17 protein-coding genes and 1 tRNA gene are annotated in these 16,725 nt (G+C 58.7%); 9 read left to right on the forward strand and 9 right to left on the reverse strand.

The genetic code is table 11. The annotated features are described in order from the left end of the window. Positions 1 to 128: 128 nt before the first annotated feature. The 8 genes from AC07YV_RS16345 to rffA all read left to right on the forward strand — a co-directional run bounded on the left by AC07YV_RS16345 (position 129) and on the right by rffA (position 7,088). The gene (locus tag AC07YV_RS16345) at positions 129 to 1,352 is read left to right on the forward strand and encodes a hypothetical protein (protein WP_146025370.1); all 1,224 of its coding nucleotides are present in this window, start codon (positions 129 to 131) and stop codon (positions 1,350 to 1,352) included. Beyond that, positions 1,349 to 2,041, forward strand: a complete 693-nt coding sequence (locus AC07YV_RS16350) for a WbqC family protein (RefSeq protein WP_102700249.1) — start codon at positions 1,349 to 1,351, stop codon at positions 2,039 to 2,041. The genes AC07YV_RS16345 and AC07YV_RS16350 overlap by 4 nt, the downstream gene beginning before the upstream one ends. After that, positions 2,038 to 2,979: a glycosyltransferase family 2 protein gene (locus tag AC07YV_RS16355; protein ID WP_102700250.1), complete on the forward strand. Its 942-nt coding sequence runs from the start codon at positions 2,038 to 2,040 to the stop codon at positions 2,977 to 2,979. The genes AC07YV_RS16350 and AC07YV_RS16355 overlap by 4 nt, the downstream gene beginning before the upstream one ends. Further along, positions 2,976 to 3,638, forward strand: coding sequence for an acetyltransferase (locus AC07YV_RS16360; RefSeq protein WP_102700251.1), 663 nt, complete (start codon positions 2,976 to 2,978; stop codon positions 3,636 to 3,638). The genes AC07YV_RS16355 and AC07YV_RS16360 overlap by 4 nt, the downstream gene beginning before the upstream one ends. 30 nt (positions 3,639 to 3,668) lie before the next feature. Continuing rightward, complete coding sequence (locus AC07YV_RS16365; protein WP_102700252.1) at positions 3,669 to 4,589, forward strand: glycoside hydrolase family protein; 921 nt, start codon at positions 3,669 to 3,671, stop codon at positions 4,587 to 4,589. 5 nt (positions 4,590 to 4,594) lie between these two features. Next, complete coding sequence (locus AC07YV_RS16370) at positions 4,595 to 5,005, forward strand: GtrA family protein (RefSeq protein ID WP_102700253.1); 411 nt, start codon at positions 4,595 to 4,597, stop codon at positions 5,003 to 5,005. 68 nt (positions 5,006 to 5,073) lie between these two features. Continuing rightward, a complete protein-coding gene (locus AC07YV_RS16375) occupies positions 5,074 to 5,892 on the forward strand; it encodes a class I SAM-dependent methyltransferase (protein ID WP_494990326.1) in 819 nt (272 codons plus the stop codon). A gap of 50 nt (positions 5,893 to 5,942) precedes the next feature. After that, entirely contained in the window at positions 5,943 to 7,088 is a 1,146-nt protein-coding gene (gene rffA / locus AC07YV_RS16380; RefSeq protein ID WP_256358946.1) for a dTDP-4-amino-4,6-dideoxygalactose transaminase, read from the forward strand. A 321-nt stretch (positions 7,089 to 7,409) separates the two neighbouring features. Here rffA and AC07YV_RS16385 read toward each other — a convergent pair whose 3' ends face one another. From AC07YV_RS16385 to AC07YV_RS16420, 8 genes are all read right to left on the reverse strand, one after another. Then, on the reverse strand, positions 7,410 to 8,399 hold the full coding sequence (locus AC07YV_RS16385) for an Abi family protein (protein ID WP_102700255.1): 990 nt from the start codon (positions 8,397 to 8,399) through the stop codon (positions 7,410 to 7,412). 320 nt (positions 8,400 to 8,719) lie between these two features. Beyond that, a tRNA-Thr gene (locus AC07YV_RS16390) sits at positions 8,720 to 8,795 on the reverse strand. A gap of 78 nt (positions 8,796 to 8,873) precedes the next feature. Continuing rightward, positions 8,874 to 9,698 (reverse strand): FkbM family methyltransferase, encoded by an 825-nt coding sequence (locus AC07YV_RS16395; RefSeq protein ID WP_102700256.1) that lies wholly within the window; start codon positions 9,696 to 9,698, stop codon positions 8,874 to 8,876. A 343-nt stretch (positions 9,699 to 10,041) separates the two neighbouring features. Beyond that, positions 10,042 to 11,271, reverse strand: a complete 1,230-nt coding sequence (locus AC07YV_RS16400; protein WP_102700257.1) for a methyltransferase — start codon at positions 11,269 to 11,271, stop codon at positions 10,042 to 10,044. Next, positions 11,252 to 11,941 carry an ABC transporter permease gene (locus tag AC07YV_RS16405; protein WP_015093059.1) on the reverse strand — a complete coding sequence of 230 codons (690 nt, stop codon included), beginning with the start codon at positions 11,939 to 11,941 and terminating at the stop codon, positions 11,252 to 11,254. The genes AC07YV_RS16400 and AC07YV_RS16405 overlap by 20 nt, the downstream gene beginning before the upstream one ends. Next, positions 11,938 to 12,633: an ABC transporter permease gene (locus AC07YV_RS16410; protein ID WP_015093060.1), complete on the reverse strand. Its 696-nt coding sequence runs from the start codon at positions 12,631 to 12,633 to the stop codon at positions 11,938 to 11,940. The genes AC07YV_RS16405 and AC07YV_RS16410 overlap by 4 nt, the downstream gene beginning before the upstream one ends. Positions 12,634 to 12,705: 72 nt before the next feature. Continuing rightward, positions 12,706 to 13,455, reverse strand: coding sequence for an ABC transporter substrate-binding protein (locus tag AC07YV_RS16415; protein WP_102700258.1), 750 nt, complete (start codon positions 13,453 to 13,455; stop codon positions 12,706 to 12,708). 13 nt (positions 13,456 to 13,468) lie between these two features. Then, on the reverse strand, positions 13,469 to 14,242 hold the full coding sequence (locus AC07YV_RS16420) for an ABC transporter ATP-binding protein (RefSeq protein WP_007972784.1): 774 nt from the start codon (positions 14,240 to 14,242) through the stop codon (positions 13,469 to 13,471). A 564-nt stretch (positions 14,243 to 14,806) separates the two neighbouring features. On the opposite strand from AC07YV_RS16420, the gene gabP reads away from it, so the two are divergent. Next, positions 14,807 to 16,198, forward strand: a complete 1,392-nt coding sequence (gene gabP, locus AC07YV_RS16425; protein WP_015093062.1) for a GABA permease — start codon at positions 14,807 to 14,809, stop codon at positions 16,196 to 16,198. Between the two features lie 71 nt (positions 16,199 to 16,269). Here the strand turns inward: gabP and AC07YV_RS16430 are convergent, their stop codons facing one another. Further along, positions 16,270 to 16,725 (reverse strand): hypothetical protein, encoded by a 456-nt coding sequence (locus AC07YV_RS16430; RefSeq protein ID WP_102700259.1) that lies wholly within the window; start codon positions 16,723 to 16,725, stop codon positions 16,270 to 16,272.

The raw sequence follows: 16,725 nt of genomic DNA on the forward strand, positions 1-16,725 counted from the left end.
TTCTTACCTCGTTTGGCAGCAAATGCCGCGTTGGGCCTCCCGCACTGGCACCAATTATCCCAAGCGTATTGCGAATATTAGAAAAGATGATCTTTATAAAAAATAATAAGCTTTTCTCCTGCTTATACTTGCTGGCAGTCGTCATAACCATCGGCGTGGTGTACTCACTGGGCTTCCGGGAAGCGGCAAGCCAGATTGCGATGGCGCCCGAGCGCCTGAGAAACTTCACGTTCCCCATCTGGGAGCAACACGCTTTTTCGCAGCACGGTTTCCTCGTCTTCTATTCGATGGAGGACTACGCAAAAAAGATCGCGTATTCCAACCACTCCACGGCTTATCTGTTCTACATGTACGCCCTCTATAAAGTGGAAATGTATGTGTCGGCATTACCGATGAGAGTGACAGGGGCTTTCCTGAACATTATTTCGCTGGCAGGCGTTACGTTCTTTTTTCTGTCCCGTCTGGTGGAAAAGCGCCTGGCATTCGGTCAGGGGCTGCTGATTCTGTTATCGGTCGTATTCATGGTGTCGATGCCGGGATTCTGGATTACTTCGGCCAGATTCAACGTCGACAATACGTTCCCATTGATATTTGCGTTCCAGGCGCTGGCTGCGTTCTTGATCTGGAAAAATCCGCAACGGTCCGCAGCGGTCATGACCGTGATCGTGTTGTTTGCCGTGTTTTCTCCGATCTCGGCAGCGTTGCTGGGGCTCGCCTTGATGGTTTGGGCATGCCGCAGCGACGGTCTCGACAGACGGATGTGTCGTCTGGCATTGGTGGCCATCGTTGCGGCCGTTGCCTTCTATCTGCCGTCCCCACTGATATCGAAGGCTCTGGGTTTCACCTCGTCGAACAGCGGCTGGCTGTTTCGCGCTGGCCTGGATGGCGACACCACTTATTTCACCAACATCCTGAAGTCGGTACTTGTTCCGCAGTTCCCGCGGCCATTTGGGACCATCGCCGTGCCGATCCTGTTCCTGGTAGCCCAGTTGGCCTGTTTGCGCATGATCAAACGGCGTGAACCTGCCGGCGTTGCGGCACCGACGGGGACCTCCCCGTTGGCCGGCATCGGCCTGTTCTACTTTCTGCTTTTTTCGCAATACGTGATGACCAGCCTGCTGTGGCCGCAGGCCGTTGCCATACATCCGTACTTGTATGACTACCTGCTGATGGCACCGGTTTTCGTCGCGATTGTTCTGAATTTTGCGTTCAAACCTTCACCGGTTGCGTTGCGTTTCTGGGCGCTGGCGCTGTTGTTCTGCATTTCCTTCCATCTCCAGCAGGTCGCGCAGGCAAAATGCCAAGGGTGTTACTTCCCGGGCGCCTGGGACGCGAGCATCAAGCAACCATGAAGACGGTCGCCATTCTCCAGTCGAACTACATACCCTGGAAGGGCTATTTCGACATGATCGCGGCGGTCGATGAGTTCATCCTCTACGACGACATGCAGTTCACCAAGAACGACTGGCGCAATCGCAACCTGATCAAGACGCCGCAAGGCGTCCAGTGGCTCAGCGTGCCTGTCGGTCAAGGCATCAGCCGCCGCATTCGCGATGTCGAGCTGGCCCCTGCCTGGCAGGTCAAGCACTGGAAAACGCTGCAGAGCAACTATCGGCGTGCGCCTTTCTTCGATGAGGTCGCCCAGTGGCTCGAGCCGCTCTATCTGGCGGAGACCCACACGGGCCTGTCGTCGATGAACCGCAAGTTCATGGAAGCGATTTGCCGATACATCGGTATTGAAACCCGCATTACGAATTGCTGGGACTATGTGTCTGCCGGCGACAAAACCCGGACTGCCCGCCTGGTGGACCTTTGTCAGCAGGCGGGTGCGACACAATACCTGTCGGGGCCGGCGGCAAAGGACTACATCGAGGCGCCGCTGTTCGACGACGCCGGCATTGCGCTGCAATGGTTCGATTACGCCGGCTTCCCCGAGTATCCGCAACTGTGGGGGGAATTCACCCATGGCGTCACCGTCCTGGATCTGCTGTTCAATTGCGGCAAGGACGCGCGCCGTTACATGAGGCATGTCAAAGCATGAAGCTGTCCATCGTCGCCACGCTTTACCGCTCGGCCAAGTTCATCGAGGAGTTCCATCTCCGTGCAAGCCAGGCGGCACAACAACTGGTCGGAGACGATTACGAGATCGTACTGGTCAACGACGGCTCGCCCGATTCAAGCCTGGAACTGGCCGTCCAGTTGAGCGAAGCCGATCACCACGTGGTGGTCGTCGATCTCTCGCGCAACTTCGGCCACCACAAGGCCATGATGACGGGCCTGCGACATGCCCGCGGTGAACGTGTCTTTCTGCTCGATAGCGACCTGGAGGAAGATCCGGCATGGCTGCTCTCGTTCAGCGAGCAGATGGAGCGCGAAGAGGCCGATGTGGTCTACGGTGTCCAGCAGCAGCGAAAAGGCAAGCACTTCGAGCGCTGGACCGGGCAGGTGTTCTACAAGCTCTTCCGTTTCCTCAGTGGGCTGGATATGCCCGACAATATCGTCGTCGCCAGGCTGATGTCGCGCCGCTATGTGGACGCGCTGATTCAGCACGACGAACGCGAGTTGTTCATGGCGGGCCTGTGGGTCATCACCGGTTTCGATCAGCGTGCGCAGACCATCGACAAGCGCAGTCGTGACGAGACGACCTACACGCTGGGCAAGAAAGTGGCGCAACTGGTCAATTCGATTACTGCCTTCAGCAGTGCACCGCTGGTGGGAATCTTCGTGGTGGGCTGCGCGATTTTCCTGCTGTCGGCCGCCTACACGAGCTTTCTCGTCGTCAACTGGCTGCTCCTGGCAAACCCACCCAGCGGCTATACGTCGCTGATGGCTTCGATCTGGCTGCTCGGCGGCCTGATCATCGCATTCGTCGGCGTGGTCGGGATTTATCTCGCCAAGATCTATTCCGAAGTCAAACAGAGACCCTACACTATCGTCCGGAACGTCTACCGTCAGGCTGAGACGCGGAGCATCGAATGAAAAAACTCATTATTTTTGGTCTCACCGACGCCGCCGAGCTCGCACTCTATTATTTTTCCAACGACTCCGACTATCAGGTCGAGGCGTTTGCCGTCGATCCGGCCTACATGCCGGACGACAAGAGCTTCAAGGGATTTCCGGTGGTGGCATTCGATGAAGTCACCCAGATCTACCCGCCAGACCGGTATGTCTTTTTCGTCGCGCTCGGCTATTCCAAGCTCAACCAGATCCGCAAGGAAAAATATCTGGCAGTGAAGGCGCTGGGCTACGAAATGGTCAGCTACATCAGTTCCCGAGCCTCGGTGCTGACAGAGGACATCGGCGAGAACTGCTTCATCCTGGAAGACAATACCGTTCAACCCTTCGTGCGCATCGGCAACAACGTGACCCTGTGGAGCGGCAATCACGTCGGTCACCATTCGCGTATCGAGGACCACTGTTTCCTGGCCTCGCACATCGTCGTATCCGGCCGTGTGACGATCGGGGAAAGCTGTTTTCTCGGCGTCAATGCAACCCTTCGCGATCACGTCACCATCGGCGAGAAATGCATCATCGGCGCCGGTGCCCTGATTCTTGGAGATGCCGCTGCCGAAGGCGTGTACGTCGGACAAGCCACCGAACGGTCGCGCGTGCCGAGTACCCGCGTCCGGAACATCTGAAGACCCTCATCATTGGCGTGAAGACATCCCATGTGGAAAAAACTAGGCAAGATATTCTGCGCAGAAGGGCAGAGCGATTGGTTGCATTCTCACGCGATGATTCCCATTGCTGAGCAAGTGGACGGCGACCTGTATCGCATCTACTTCTCATCGCGTGACAAGCATAATCGCGGACACGGCGGCTTCCTCGAGATCGACATGCAGGACCCGACCAAGGTCTTGCGCGTCCATCCGGATCCGGTCCTCGAACCGGGCGACCTCGGATGTTTCGACGACAGTGGTGCCTTGCCCAATTCGATCGTCAACGTCGGTGGCCGCAAGCTGCTGTACTACACCGGGATCAACCTGGGCGTAACGGTGAAGATCCGCAATTCCATCGGCCTGGCCGAATGGAACGAGGCCACCCAGCGCTTCGAGAAGCTGTTCCGCGGCCCCGTCATCGACCGCACCCGCGATCTTCCTCACTTCGTCGCCACCCCCGAGGTGCAGTTCGAGGCCGGACGATTCCGGGCCTGGTTCACCTCCTGTGTGCGATGGGAGCAAGGCCCTTCGGAAGCGAAGCACTTCTATCATCTCGAGTATGCCGAGTCCGCCGACGGGATCGAGTGGGAGCGCGACGGCACGGTTGCCATCGGGTTCCGTGACGAACACGAGTACGCCCTGGGTGTGCCGCGCGTGCTCAAGGATGCGGACATGTACCGGATGTGGTTCTGCTCCCGCGCCACGAAGGACTGCCCCACCTACCGGATCCGCTACGCGACCTCGTCCGATGGCGTGCAATGGACGCGACACGATGAGCAGGTGGGAATCGACGTATCGGAATCGGGTTGGGATTCGGAGATGATCTGCTACCCGTTCGTCTTCGATCATGCCGGTCGACGCTACATGCTTTATAACGGCAACGGCTATGGCAAGACGGGTTTCGGGATTGCCGTCTGGGGAGACGAGTGATTCTCATGCAGCGCTGGCGGCCCGTGATCAGGCCCATTCTGCGTTACGCAGTCGTCGGCGTCGCCTGCAATGCCATCGGCTATGCGGCCTACCTGGCATTGACGTGGCTGGGCATCCCCTTCAAGCTGGCCATGAGCTTCCTGTACGTGCTTGGCATCTGCATCAGCTTCCTGGGCAACCGCAACTGGGCGTTCGAGCATCGCGGCAACGTCGTGGGGACGGCCTGGCGCTTCGGCCTGGCGCACGCAGCCGGCTATTTGCTCAACCTGGCCTTGCTGACGGTGTTCGTCGACAAGCTGGGATATCCTCATCGGTGGGTCCAGGCCGCTGCCATTTTCGTTGTAGGAGGTTTCTTGTTCGTCGTCTTCAAGCTATTCGTCTTTCGTCATGACCAACCGGATGGGAACCAGGCGTGAAGATCTGTTCTGAATGCGAGACGCCGTACGCCTCGGAGCAATGGACATGTGCCCAGTGTGGACATCAGGTGGCTCGAAAGAACGGTTTTGCCGCGTTTGCGCCAGAACTCGAGGACAAGCAGGAAGGCTTCAAGGCCGACTTCTACGAGACCTACGCGCATCTTGAAAGCGACCATTTCTGGTTCCGGGCGCGTGGCAGTTTGATTACATGGGCGCTGACGAAATATGCGCCGCGCATGCGTTCATTTCTGGAAATCGGGTGCGGTACCGGCTTCATTCTGAGTCGGGTCGCCGTGGCGCTTCCGAAGGCCAGGTTGCTTGGCAGCGAGATGTTCTCGACCGGGCTGAAGTTTGCCTCCTCTCGCTTGCCCGGTGCGGAGTTCGTGCAGATGGATGCGCGCGATATCCCTTACATCGACGAGTTCGAAGCGATTGGCGCGTTCGATGTCATCGAGCACATCGAGGCGGATACCGTGGTGCTCCAGCAGATGCACCGTGCCCTGAAGCCCGGGGGAATCATGCTGTTGACCGTGCCCCAGCATCAGTGGCTGTGGAGCCAGGTGGATGAATATTCCTGCCACGTGCGGCGCTACGATGCCGCCGACCTGCATCGCAAGGTGGAAGAGGCGGGGTTTTCCGTCGTGCGCAGCACATCGTTCGTCTCGTTACTGCTGCCGGCGATGATGATTTCACGCGGCGCCAAGAAGCAACAGCGGGGCGATACGAGCGAGACTGCCGAATTGGCGGTACCCAAGGCGCTCAATGTGCTGTTTGGTTTCGTGATGTGGCTGGAGTGTTTGCTCATCAAGGTGGGCGTGAGTTTTCCGGTCGGTGCTTCCAGGCTGCTTGTCGCCCGGAAAAAGAGTGGATCTCCCCACTTGGCATAACGACGTGATGTCTAGTTCGACCCGACTAAAATCTGCGTGCGAAGGCCCAAATGGTGGAAGACAAAAAGATCCAGTTCAATCGCCCCTACATGACGGGGAAAGAACTTTATTACATCGCTGAAGCCAAGTTCGGCAACATCCTCGCCGGCGATGGCCCGTTCACCAAACGGTGCCATGAGTGGTTGACCGAACGTACCGGTTCGAGCAAGGCCTTGTTGACCCACTCGTGCACGGCAGCGCTGGAAATGTCCGCGTTGTTGTTGGACATCCAGCCGGGCGACGAGGTCATCATGCCCTCGTTCACGTTTGTTTCCACGGCCAATGCCTTCGTTTTGCGCGGCGGGGTTCCCGTGTTCGTCGATATCCGTCCGGATACCCTGAACCTGGACGAGACGCTGATCGAGGCGGCCATCACACCGCGAACCAAGGCAATCGTGCCGGTTCATTATGCGGGCGTGAGTTGCGAGATGGATACGATCATGGAGATCGCCCAGCGTCACAACCTGAAGGTGGTCGAGGATGCGGCGCAGGGGGTCATGGCCGCTTACAAGGGCCGGGCTCTGGGCAGTATCGGTGACTTCGGCGCCTTCAGCTTCCATGAGACCAAGAACGTCATTTCGGGCGAGGGCGGCGCATTGCTGGTCAATGATCCTGCCTATGTGTTGCGCGCAGAAATCATCCGCGAAAAAGGCACTGACCGTAGCCGTTTCTTCCGCGGCGAGGTCGACAAATACACTTGGCAGGAAGTCGGGTCGTCATTCCTTCCAGGGGACGTGACTGCCGCGTTTCTCTGGGCGCAGCTGGAAGAGGCCGAACACATCACGCAGTCGCGGCTTGCCATCTGGCAGCGGTATCACGATTTGCTGGCGCCGCTGGAAACCAGCGGGGCACTGCGCCGCCCTATCGTGCCGGCCGACTGCCAGCACAACGCGCACATGTACTACGTGCTGCTGCCCGCCGACGTGCCGCGACAACCGGTGCTCGATGGCCTCAAGCGAGAGGGCATCAATTCGGTCTTCCATTACGTGCCCCTGCACTCCTCGCCGGCCGGCCAGCGTTACGGCCGTGTCCATGGCGCCATGGACAACACGGTGAACCTCTCGGAACGCTTGCTGCGACTGCCGCTGTGGGTAGGCATGTCGGACGAGCAGCAGGAACGTGTGGTGGAAGTCTTGCGGGGCGAGCTGTGTCGCTGACTCGACAGGCACTCTTGCTGGAGCTTGGCACGATCCCGAGTCCGAGTTATATCGCAGCTGATTTCGGCTCGGCGCGTTCTTTGTAGCCCAGGAAGGTCAGGCACTCCGCCAGTGTGCGTGGTCTGAAGCGAGTTTCGGCTTCATTGCGCTATCTGGGGAGTCCTTTCGGCGTAAAACCAGCGCGGGAGCCCACCGAGCAGTGCAGCGAGGTTGTTGATCTATATGGTGCCGGCACCAGACGAACGGTATGTTTCGGGGGGCGCGGACTTCGAAGGAGTGGCCGGGGGATAGTGCAGACGATGCTAGCAGTTTCTGGCTTCCTTATTCCAAACACCATTGCTGCTGATGTTTCCAGTCATTTGGAAATCCCATAAGTCTCAAATAACCCAGTTCCTGCTGATCCATGATTTCGGCCAGGCGAAGTTTCCACTGGCTGTCTGGACTGATCAGGTCGGTTAGATAGGCCAGTATCGTCAATACGATGTATAGCCGCTGCTTGGGCTGAGGCCGGTCAGCAGGTGCATTTTGGATGATCCACTCTTTGGGTAAGGCCGGTCGTATCGAGAGCTCTCGGTTCCATAGCCGTGAGTGATGGGCGCAGCAGTTTCGAATGAAAGTCAGGGTGTGTAGCCAGGAGGCCAATACATCGAAAGGCAGATTGAATCTGGCGGCGATAGCTTTCTTATCGGCACTTCTGCCTATGGCATTGAAGAGAGTAGATACCGTCCCAAGGCTGAGTTCTTCAAGAACCGCCCAAGCGGGCGGCAGCTCAGGGTAGGCATAGGTCGCTCCGTAATATCGGAAGTAGTTATCGCGCATGCGGTTTTCGATCCGCTGTTGCTGGAGCCCTTCGGCCTGTCGACCATTTTTTATGCGCTCAATATCACGTCTGAGTTTGTTGCGCTCTTTATTCAATTGCTCCCGCAGCGGGCGCAATAACTCGAGATGCGCGTATGACGAGGAGAAGACTGACGCGTCAGCTATCCAGTCAGGCCCATATTTAGGGCACATGTGATTGCTGATAGTCGCTCGTATGGCGACTTCGACACGTTCGATGGCATCCATGGTTATGCGTCGCAACGAACCATCGAAGCGGTAGATGTCGACAACTGCTTTCAGGGTGCTACCGGGCTTGAAGGTATGTTCAGGGTCTGGCTCCTGGAAGGGACGCATATAGGGGCTCAGGCGAAACAGCGTGACCACTTCGAGAAAACGCATGGCCCGATCGTCGTTGGCGACGTGCAGGCCTCGTTGCTTTAGCAGTTCCATTTGCTGTTCTACGCTGAGGGCCGGCTTGTCGAAGGGCCTCATGTAGTTTTCTCCAGGCAAAAAAAACCCGCACGATTTGAGCTTGCTGACTGGGTCAACCTAGGCTTGGCGGGTGTGTTGGGGTGCATTATAGGTAGCTGGAGGAGGTCGTCAACTTCATGCTGAAGTGAAATTGTAACGGGTAGGTGTTCAGGCAGATTTGGGTGGGCAACCGGATCCGCGTTGGGATCGAAATCTGAAGATCAAAAGATCGCAGCCTTCGGCAACTCCTACAGGGCGGGGCGGGGTGCTATTTAGGCGTTGGATTTCTGGATGCCAGAAACAACAAAGCCCCCGTATTTCTACGAGGGCTTTGTTTTGTATGGTGCCGGCACCAGGAATCGAACCCGGGACCTACTGATTACAAGTCAGTTGCTCTACCATCTGAGCTATACCGGCGTGTCAGGGCGACGATTATAGCGATTGGATAGGTTCTGTAAACCCCTGAATTCTGACTATTTTTACGCGGGCTTCGGGTCAGGCGCGCAGCAGGGTTTTCTTGAGTTTCTGAATGGCTTTCCAGGTTCGACTGTTTTGCATTGCGCGTAGCTGTGCTTCGGCCTGTTCGGCGCGTTGCAGGGCGGCGGCGAGTTGCTGTTCGGCATCGCCGACGGGGTGGCTGAAGTTGTGGCCTTTGCAGAACTGGAACTCGTCCAGGTTGCACGGCGGGATGTCGAAGGCGGGTTTGAGGTTCAGGTGTTCTTCGGCGAGGTAGTAGGTATTGATGCCGTCGAACAGGATGGACTGGTAGCCGGCGCCGGTAACGAGGGTTTCCCAGGTCTGGTCGCGCTCCCACGGGGTTTCGATGAGGATGACCCACGGCCGCCACTGGGTGAAGTCCATGCCGCGCAGGACGGTCTCTTCGTGGCCTTCGACGTCGATCTTCAGGAAGTGGATAGCGCGGCCCTGGGCATGTTCTTCGCAAATGGATGCCAGGGTGCGGGATTGGACGGTTTGGCTGCGCACGTCCATGCCGGCGTCTTTGTGCATCTGTGCCATGGCCGGGTCGACGGTCGAGAGGCCGGTGTCGGCGATGCCGTAGAAGGTCAGGCTGTCGGCGCTTTCGCCGGCCACGCATTGCAGGTTGGTGTCCTTGGGGCGTTGCTGGCACAGGGCTTCGTAGTAGTTGGGCATCGGTTCGACGTTGATACCGGTCCAGCCGTTGTCGTAGAAGGCCTTGGTGACCGAGTCATGGGTGGGGTCGTTTGCCCCGACGTCGATGTAGAAGCCGTTCTCGACGGTCTTGAGGGCGCGCCACAGGCGTATGTCTTCGAAATTCTGTGCGTAGGAAATGAACGTCACTGGCGCATCCTGTCGGAGGAATGTTCTTGTTCGTGGCCGCGCTGCCGGCGCCCTTGAGTGTGTGTATATCAAGAGTAGTGAAAGGGTGCAATTTCCCCTGTCTGCGGTCCGGGATTAGGCGTTTATGTCGTTTTGGTTAAATGCTTATGCACAATGGCATTGGCGGCGCACTGGGTTTAGGCCGAATTTGTGGATCCGTTCTCATTTGTCCGCAAATGCCTGTTTTTTCGATTTTTTATGCGGGTGTACAAAAAATGAACAGTGTGGATTTAGCCCTGAAACAGGCGTAGATATTGGATCCACGATTATTTCATCAACAGAGTTATCCACAGGGCGAATGTGTTTAAGCGCGTTCGGCCAGGAGCAGGAAATTACGCGGCGTGAGCGGGGTTTTGCAGAAGGTGCCGACGCGGATGCTATAGCCCTGCTCGGCGAGGAAAAGTGCCCGGTCAAGAACCAGCCAAAGCTCCAGCGGACGTCGGAAAAGTCCACGTAGTAGTTCAAGGTTGCGCACTTCGGCCAGTCGCTGCCAACCGGCGGCTTCGAGGGCTGGCCAATTTTGCGGGCCGACTGTGGATAACTCTTTGAGTGCGGCCAGGTGATGGCAGTAATCGGCGAAGGGTTTGTCCAGCCAGGCGCTGGGCAGGGAAGGGGTTGGCAGGTACTCGTCCATGCCGCGCAGTTGCCGTTGCAGCAAGTCGAAACCCAGGCGTCGGGCCATGGAGATGTCGCGTTGACGGCGTACGCGGGCGCCAGCGGTGACGGTTTCGCTCATGGGCAGCGCGAGATCGTCGAGGGAAAGCTGTAGGCCGGAGCCTTGGGCGGCCGAGGAAATCGGCGAGTATTGGGCAAGACTGATCCGGTTGTAGCAACACGGTGCAATGGCGAGTTGTTTGCAGCCTGTGGCGCTGGCGAGTTGAATCAGCCGCACATGCAAATCACCGCAGGCGTGAAGCGCGACGGGCGTGTGATGTGCACTCAGTAAACATGCTGCGTCTGCCGCGAGCACATCCTGTTCAATGTGCAGCGCATGCAGGTGATGACGCTGGCTGAGTGCCTGGCCGCTGGTTACCAGTGCCGGGTCGTATTCCAGGCAAGTCAGTTGTTGCCCCGGTTGCAGCAGGCGGCGCCCCAAGTGTCCCTTGCCCGAGCACCAGTCCAGCCAATGCTTCGGTGCTTCGGAAAACTGCAATCGACTGGCGAAGGCTTCGATCTGCTGCCATTTGCGCCCCGGTACATCGACGTTCAGTCGATGGCCGGCCGCTTCTAGTGCGTGTGCAGGCAATTCATCCACAGCACTCAAGGCAACGGACATCGATGCCAAGGAAGCAAAGGGTTCCGGCGCATTCAGAAGGGCGGGTTGATTGTGGGCGCTTTCCGCGTCTTCCAGCGACCGCTCGCGTAGCCATTCGGCCAGAGCTGGGTAGGACGCTTCCCAGGGAAGCTGCAGATGAGTGAACGGTCGAGGTTTCCACAGTGCCTGATGCTCTGTCAGAAACGTATCCAGCGCGGTGAAGCGGGCGAGCAGGGCCTCGCCCGTCAACACACCCGTATCAACGCCCTTGGCAGGCATCGACGCGCAACCAGCGCTCCAGCAGCTTGAAGCCGCGCACCAGCACGTATGCCATTACCAGGTAGAACATGCCCGCGGCGAAGAAGATCTCCACCGGCAGGTAGGTCCGGGCAATGATGGTGCGGGCCATGCCGGTCAGTTCAAGCAGGGTCACGGTACTGGCCAGGGCGCTGGCCTTGAGCATCAGGATCACTTCGTTGCTGTAGGCCGGCAGGCCGATGCGCGCCGCGCGCGGCAGCATGATGAAGAACAGCGCCTTGGGTTTGGACATGCCCAGTGCTCGCGCCGCTTCGATCTCGCCCGGTGGAATTGCCTGAATGGCGCCGCGCAGGATTTCGGCGATATAGGCCGCCGTGTGCAAGGTCATGGTCGCCGTGGCGCACCAGAACGGATCGCGCAGATAGGGCCACATCGAGCTGTTACGGATCGCGTCGAACTGCGCCAGGCCGTAGTAGACCAGGAACAGCTGAACCAGCAGCGGCGTGCCCCGGAAAAAGAAGATGTAGCCGTAGGGAAAGGCCCGCACCCACCACAGGCGCGACGAGCGGGCGATGCCCAGCGGAATGGCCAGCAGCAAACCGGCGATCACGGCGATGGCCACCAATTCCAGGGTCAGGGTCGCGCCCTGGGCCAGTTTCGGCAGCCACTTGATGATGACTTCCCAGTTCATTGGGTGCTCCTCGCGAAGCCGCGGGCGGCGCGCTTTTCCAGGAAGTGCATGCCGGTCATCGCCAGCACCGTCAGGCTCAGGTACATGAACGCGGCCACCATATAGAAGGTGAACGGCTGTTTGGACACGGTCACGCCGATTTGCGCGTGACGCATGATTTCTTCCAGGCCGATCACCGACACCAGCGCAGTGTCTTTCATCAGGATCATGAACAGGTTGCCCAGGCCGGGCAGGGCGATGCGCCACATCTGCGGCATGATCAGCCGGGTGAAGATGCGCCACTTCGACAGGCCCAGGGCCACGCCGGCTTCGCGATGGCCTTTGGGGATGGCGAGGATCGCGCCGCGGAACACTTCCGTGGCGTAGGCGCCGAAGCACAGGCCCAGCGCAATCACGCCAGCGGCGAAGGCGTTGAGTTCGAGGTCGGGGTTGCCGAAGAACTCGCCCAGGGCACGCATCAGGTTGACTGTGCCGAAGTAGATCAGCAGCACCCAGAGCAATTCCGGGATGCCGCGAACCAGGGTCGAATAAGTGCCGCCAAGCCATTGCAGCGGCTTGTACGGGGAAGTCTTGGCCAAGGCGCCGAGCAGACCGAGCACCAGCCCCAGGCACAGGGCCGAGAGTGCCAGTTTCACAGTCATCAGCGCGCCAGCGGCGAGCGCCGGGCCGAATCCGTAGAGGTCGATAATCATGGATTTCTTTTCAAATCGCGGCAGGCAAGGCCGAGAACCGGCGCCATCAGGCGCCGGTCGGGCAGGTCAGAATCAATAGATGCTGAACGGGAAGTACTTGTCGTTGATTTTCTTGTAGGTGCCGTCAGCGACGATTTCTTTCAGCGCGGTGTTCAGCTTCGCGCGGATCGGATCGTTTTTACGCACGGCAATGCCGATCTTGTCGCTTTCTTCCACCGGGTCGCCCTTGAACTCGTAGCTACGGCCAGCGTCGCTTTTCAGCCACTCGTAGTTGACGTACTTGTCGGCCAGGATGCCGTCCAGACGGCCGGAAGTCAGGTCGAGGTAGGCGTTTTCCTGGGTGTCGTAGAGCTTGATGGTGATGTCGTCACCATAGTTGTCTTCCAGGAAGGTACCGGCCAGGGTCGCGCGCTGGGCGCCGATGATCTTGCCTTTGACCGAGGCCTTGTCGGTCTTGAAGTCGACGTCTTTCTTGGCGATGAACTGCAGCTTGTTGGAGTAGTACGGGTCGGTGAAGTCCACCGCTTGCTTGCGCTCGTCGGTGATCGACATCGAGGAGATCAGGAAGTCGAACTTCTTGGCGTTCAGGGCCGGGATGATGCCGTCCCAGTCGGAGGTCACGACGGTGCACTCGACTTTCATCTTGGCGCACAGGGCGTCGCCGATCTCTTTGTCGAAGCCGACGACATTGCCACTGGCATCTTTATTGTTGAACGGCGGGTAGGCCGCTTCGATGCCCATCTTCAGGGTTTCGGCCATGGCACCGGCGCTGAACGCCAGGGTGACGGCGGCAGCCAGGAAGACCTTTTTGTAGTTCTGCATGTGGGTAGCTCCGTTAGCGGTTGCTGGACATGAATTGTTTGCAGCGCGCCGAAAGCGGGTTTTCAAACACCTGCTGTGGCGATCCTTGCTCTTCTACCAGGCCCTGGTGGAGGAACACCACTTCGCTGGAGACCTGACGGGCGAAGCCCATTTCGTGGGTCACGAGCAGCATGGTGCGGCCTTCTTCGGCCAGCGCGCGGATGACATTAAGTACTTCCTGGACCATTTCCGGGTCAAGCGCGGAGGTGGGCTCGTCGAACAGGATGACCTTGGGCTGCATGGCCAGGGTGCGGGCGATAGCCGCGCGTTGTTGCTGGCCGCCGGACAATTGCGCGGGGTAGGCGTGGCGCTTGTCGGCGATACCGACCTTGGCCAGCAGGGCTTCGGCGACTTCGATGGCTTCGGCCTTGCTCTGGCCGAGCACGCGGCGCGGGGCCTCGATGATGTTGTCGAGCACGCTCATGTGCGGCCACAGGTTAAAGTTTTGAAACACAAAACCGATTTCGCTGCGCAGGCGATTGATCTGCTTGCCGTCGGCGGCCACCAGCTCGCCGTTCTTCGCAGCCTTGAGCTTGAGTTCTTCGCCGGCGACCAGGATCTGGCCCTGGTGCGGGTTCTCCAGCAGGTTGATGCAGCGCAGGAACGTGGACTTGCCGGAGCCGGAGGAACCCAGGATCGAGATCACATCGCCGTCGCGGGCGGTCAGCGAGATGCCTTTGAGCACCTCCAGCGAACCGTAGCGTTTGTGCAAGTTGCGGATTTCAAGCGCGGGCGTGGCCTCAGCCATGTGCGTTCCTCATATATGTTGCGCTCCTGCTGTTGGCGGCCTTCCTGGCGAGGCGGCCAACCTAGCATAGCGTTTCAATGGCAGCCAACAGCGCTACGGACAGTAAACGGCTGGCGTGTGGCAGGTTGTCGCATCGGCGCAGCAGACTGTCGCCCCATCAACAACCGAACAGCCGTTTGAACCTTGCCTGTCGATAAAAAGCGCGGTGGCTGTCGCAAAAAAAGGCGCGATGTTGCCAGCTTTGACGGGGTGTTGGAAGCGCTATCCGGCCAAATGCACCCGTTGTGCACTTTTAATGTGCGCAGACCCATTTTCAGGTGTGTTTCCGATGCGCGGATTTGCCCCGCAAAGTGGGTCGCAGGGTAACGTTCTGGCAAAGTGCCATTAAATTCAATGGGTTGCGATGACCGTCCGGTCTAAGCGAGATCACCGGACTAGAGGGATTTGAAACATTTTGGCGCAATTATTGCGTGCAGAATCCAGAACGCCCCGTTGGCTTCTTTTTACGAGAAGGATCGCTGAACGGGATGCACGCATTCGCTTTTCCTTACAAAGGTAGTTTCAATGAGCAGTACCCAAAGCTCTAACGGCCTCGAACAGGGGCTCAAACCGCGTCATGTGACCATGCTGTCGATTGCCGGGGTTATCGGCGCCGGCTTGTTCGTCGGCTCGGGTCACGCCATCGCCGCTGCAGGTCCGGCTGTTCTGTTGGCTTACGCCGCCGCCGGCATGTTGGTGGTGCTGGTGATGCGCATGCTCGGCGAAATGGCCGTTGCCTCGCCGGACACCGGTTCGTTTTCGACTTACGCCGACCGCGCGATCGGTCACTGGGCTGGTTTCACCATCGGCTGGTTGTACTGGTGGTTCTGGGTTCTGGTGATCCCGTTGGAAGCCAACGCTGCCGCGACCATCCTGCATGCCTGGTTCCCTGGTGTGGACATCTGGGCCTTCGCCCTGGTCATCACAATGCTGCTGACCGTGACCAACCTGTTCAGCGTGAAGAACTACGGTGAATTCGAGTTCTGGTTTGCCCTGATCAAAGTGTTGGCCATCATCGGTTTCATCATTCTCGGCGTAGCGGCGATCTTCGGCTTCCTGCCGAACAGCCAGGTCAGCGGCGTTTCGCATCTGTTCGACACCCAAGGCTTCCTGCCAAACGGCATGGGCGCGGTACTGGGCGCGATCCTGACCACCATGTTCTCCTTCATGGGCACCGAGATCGTGACCATCGCGGCCGCGGAATCGAAAAACCCTGGCAAGCAAATCTCCAAGGCCACCAACTCGGTGATCTGGCGGATCGGCTTGTTCTACCTCGTGTCGATCTTCATCGTCGTGGCCCTGGTGCCTTGGAACGACCCGGTACTGGCAAGCCTGGGCTCCTACCAGACCGTGCTTGAACGCATGGGCATCCCGAACGCCAAGATGATTGTCGACATTGTGGTACTGGTTGCTGTGACCAGCTGCCTGAACTCGGCGCTCTACACCTCGTCGCGGATGCTGTTCTCCCTGGGCAAGCGCGGTGATGCACCGGCCATGTCCACGCGCACCAACAAAAGTGGCACGCCTTACTGGGCGGTAATGTTGTCCACCGGCGCTGCGTTCCTGGCCACATTCGCCAACTACGTGGCCCCGGCTGCCGTGTTCGAATTCCTGCTGGCCAGCTCCGGCGCCATCGCGCTGCTGGTGTACCTGGTGATCGCGATTTCGCAACTGCGCATGCGCAAGCAGCGTATGGCCCGTGGTGAGAAAATCGTCTTCAGCATGTGGCTGTTCCCGGGCCTGACCTACGCGGTGATCGTCTTCATCGTTGCGGCCCTGACCATCATGCTGTTCCAGGATGCCCATCGTGTGGAAATCCTCGCGACCGGCTTGCTTAGCGCCCTGGTAGTGGCGGCCGGCTTGCTGGTGGCTCGCCGTCGCAAACTGGAAAAACGTGGCGCGGTGGTGCTTAACTGATCCATATCGCGTAATGCAAAACGGCCGCTGTCAGTGATGACAAGCGGCCGTTTTTGTTTGTGCCGTAACCCTTACTCGGCTTTTTCTTCCGGCGTTTCCTGCGACTCGCGGTAGGCGTCCAGCGCAGTGCCGAAGTCAGTAATGAACTGTGGCTCGCTCAGCCATGCCTGGGCGGCGTCGCGGTCCATGCCGTCGGCCCACATGCGGTAGTCGATCAGCATGTCGGCGGCCAGGTGGGTGGCGGCCATGCCTTCGTCGTCGGCGTTTTCCATGTCCAGCAGTTCTGGGTGGTCAACGATGATAAAGGCGAGGTTCGTCAGCAGGACCGAGAGCATTTCGCTGCGGCTGACGGCTTCGGCGTCACGCATTTTGCTGAACATTGCCAGGGTGTATTCCGGGATCGGCTCGGCGAGGTGGCCGAGTTCATCATCGTCCAGTGCAGCGGGTTTCCTGCCGTGGATATTGATCTGCTTGGCTTTGGCTTTTGCACGCTTGGCGCGTTTCTGTTGCTTGTTCAGGGAGGCCAT

It is taken from the genome of Pseudomonas sp. GW456-E7, from assembly GCF_059424105.1.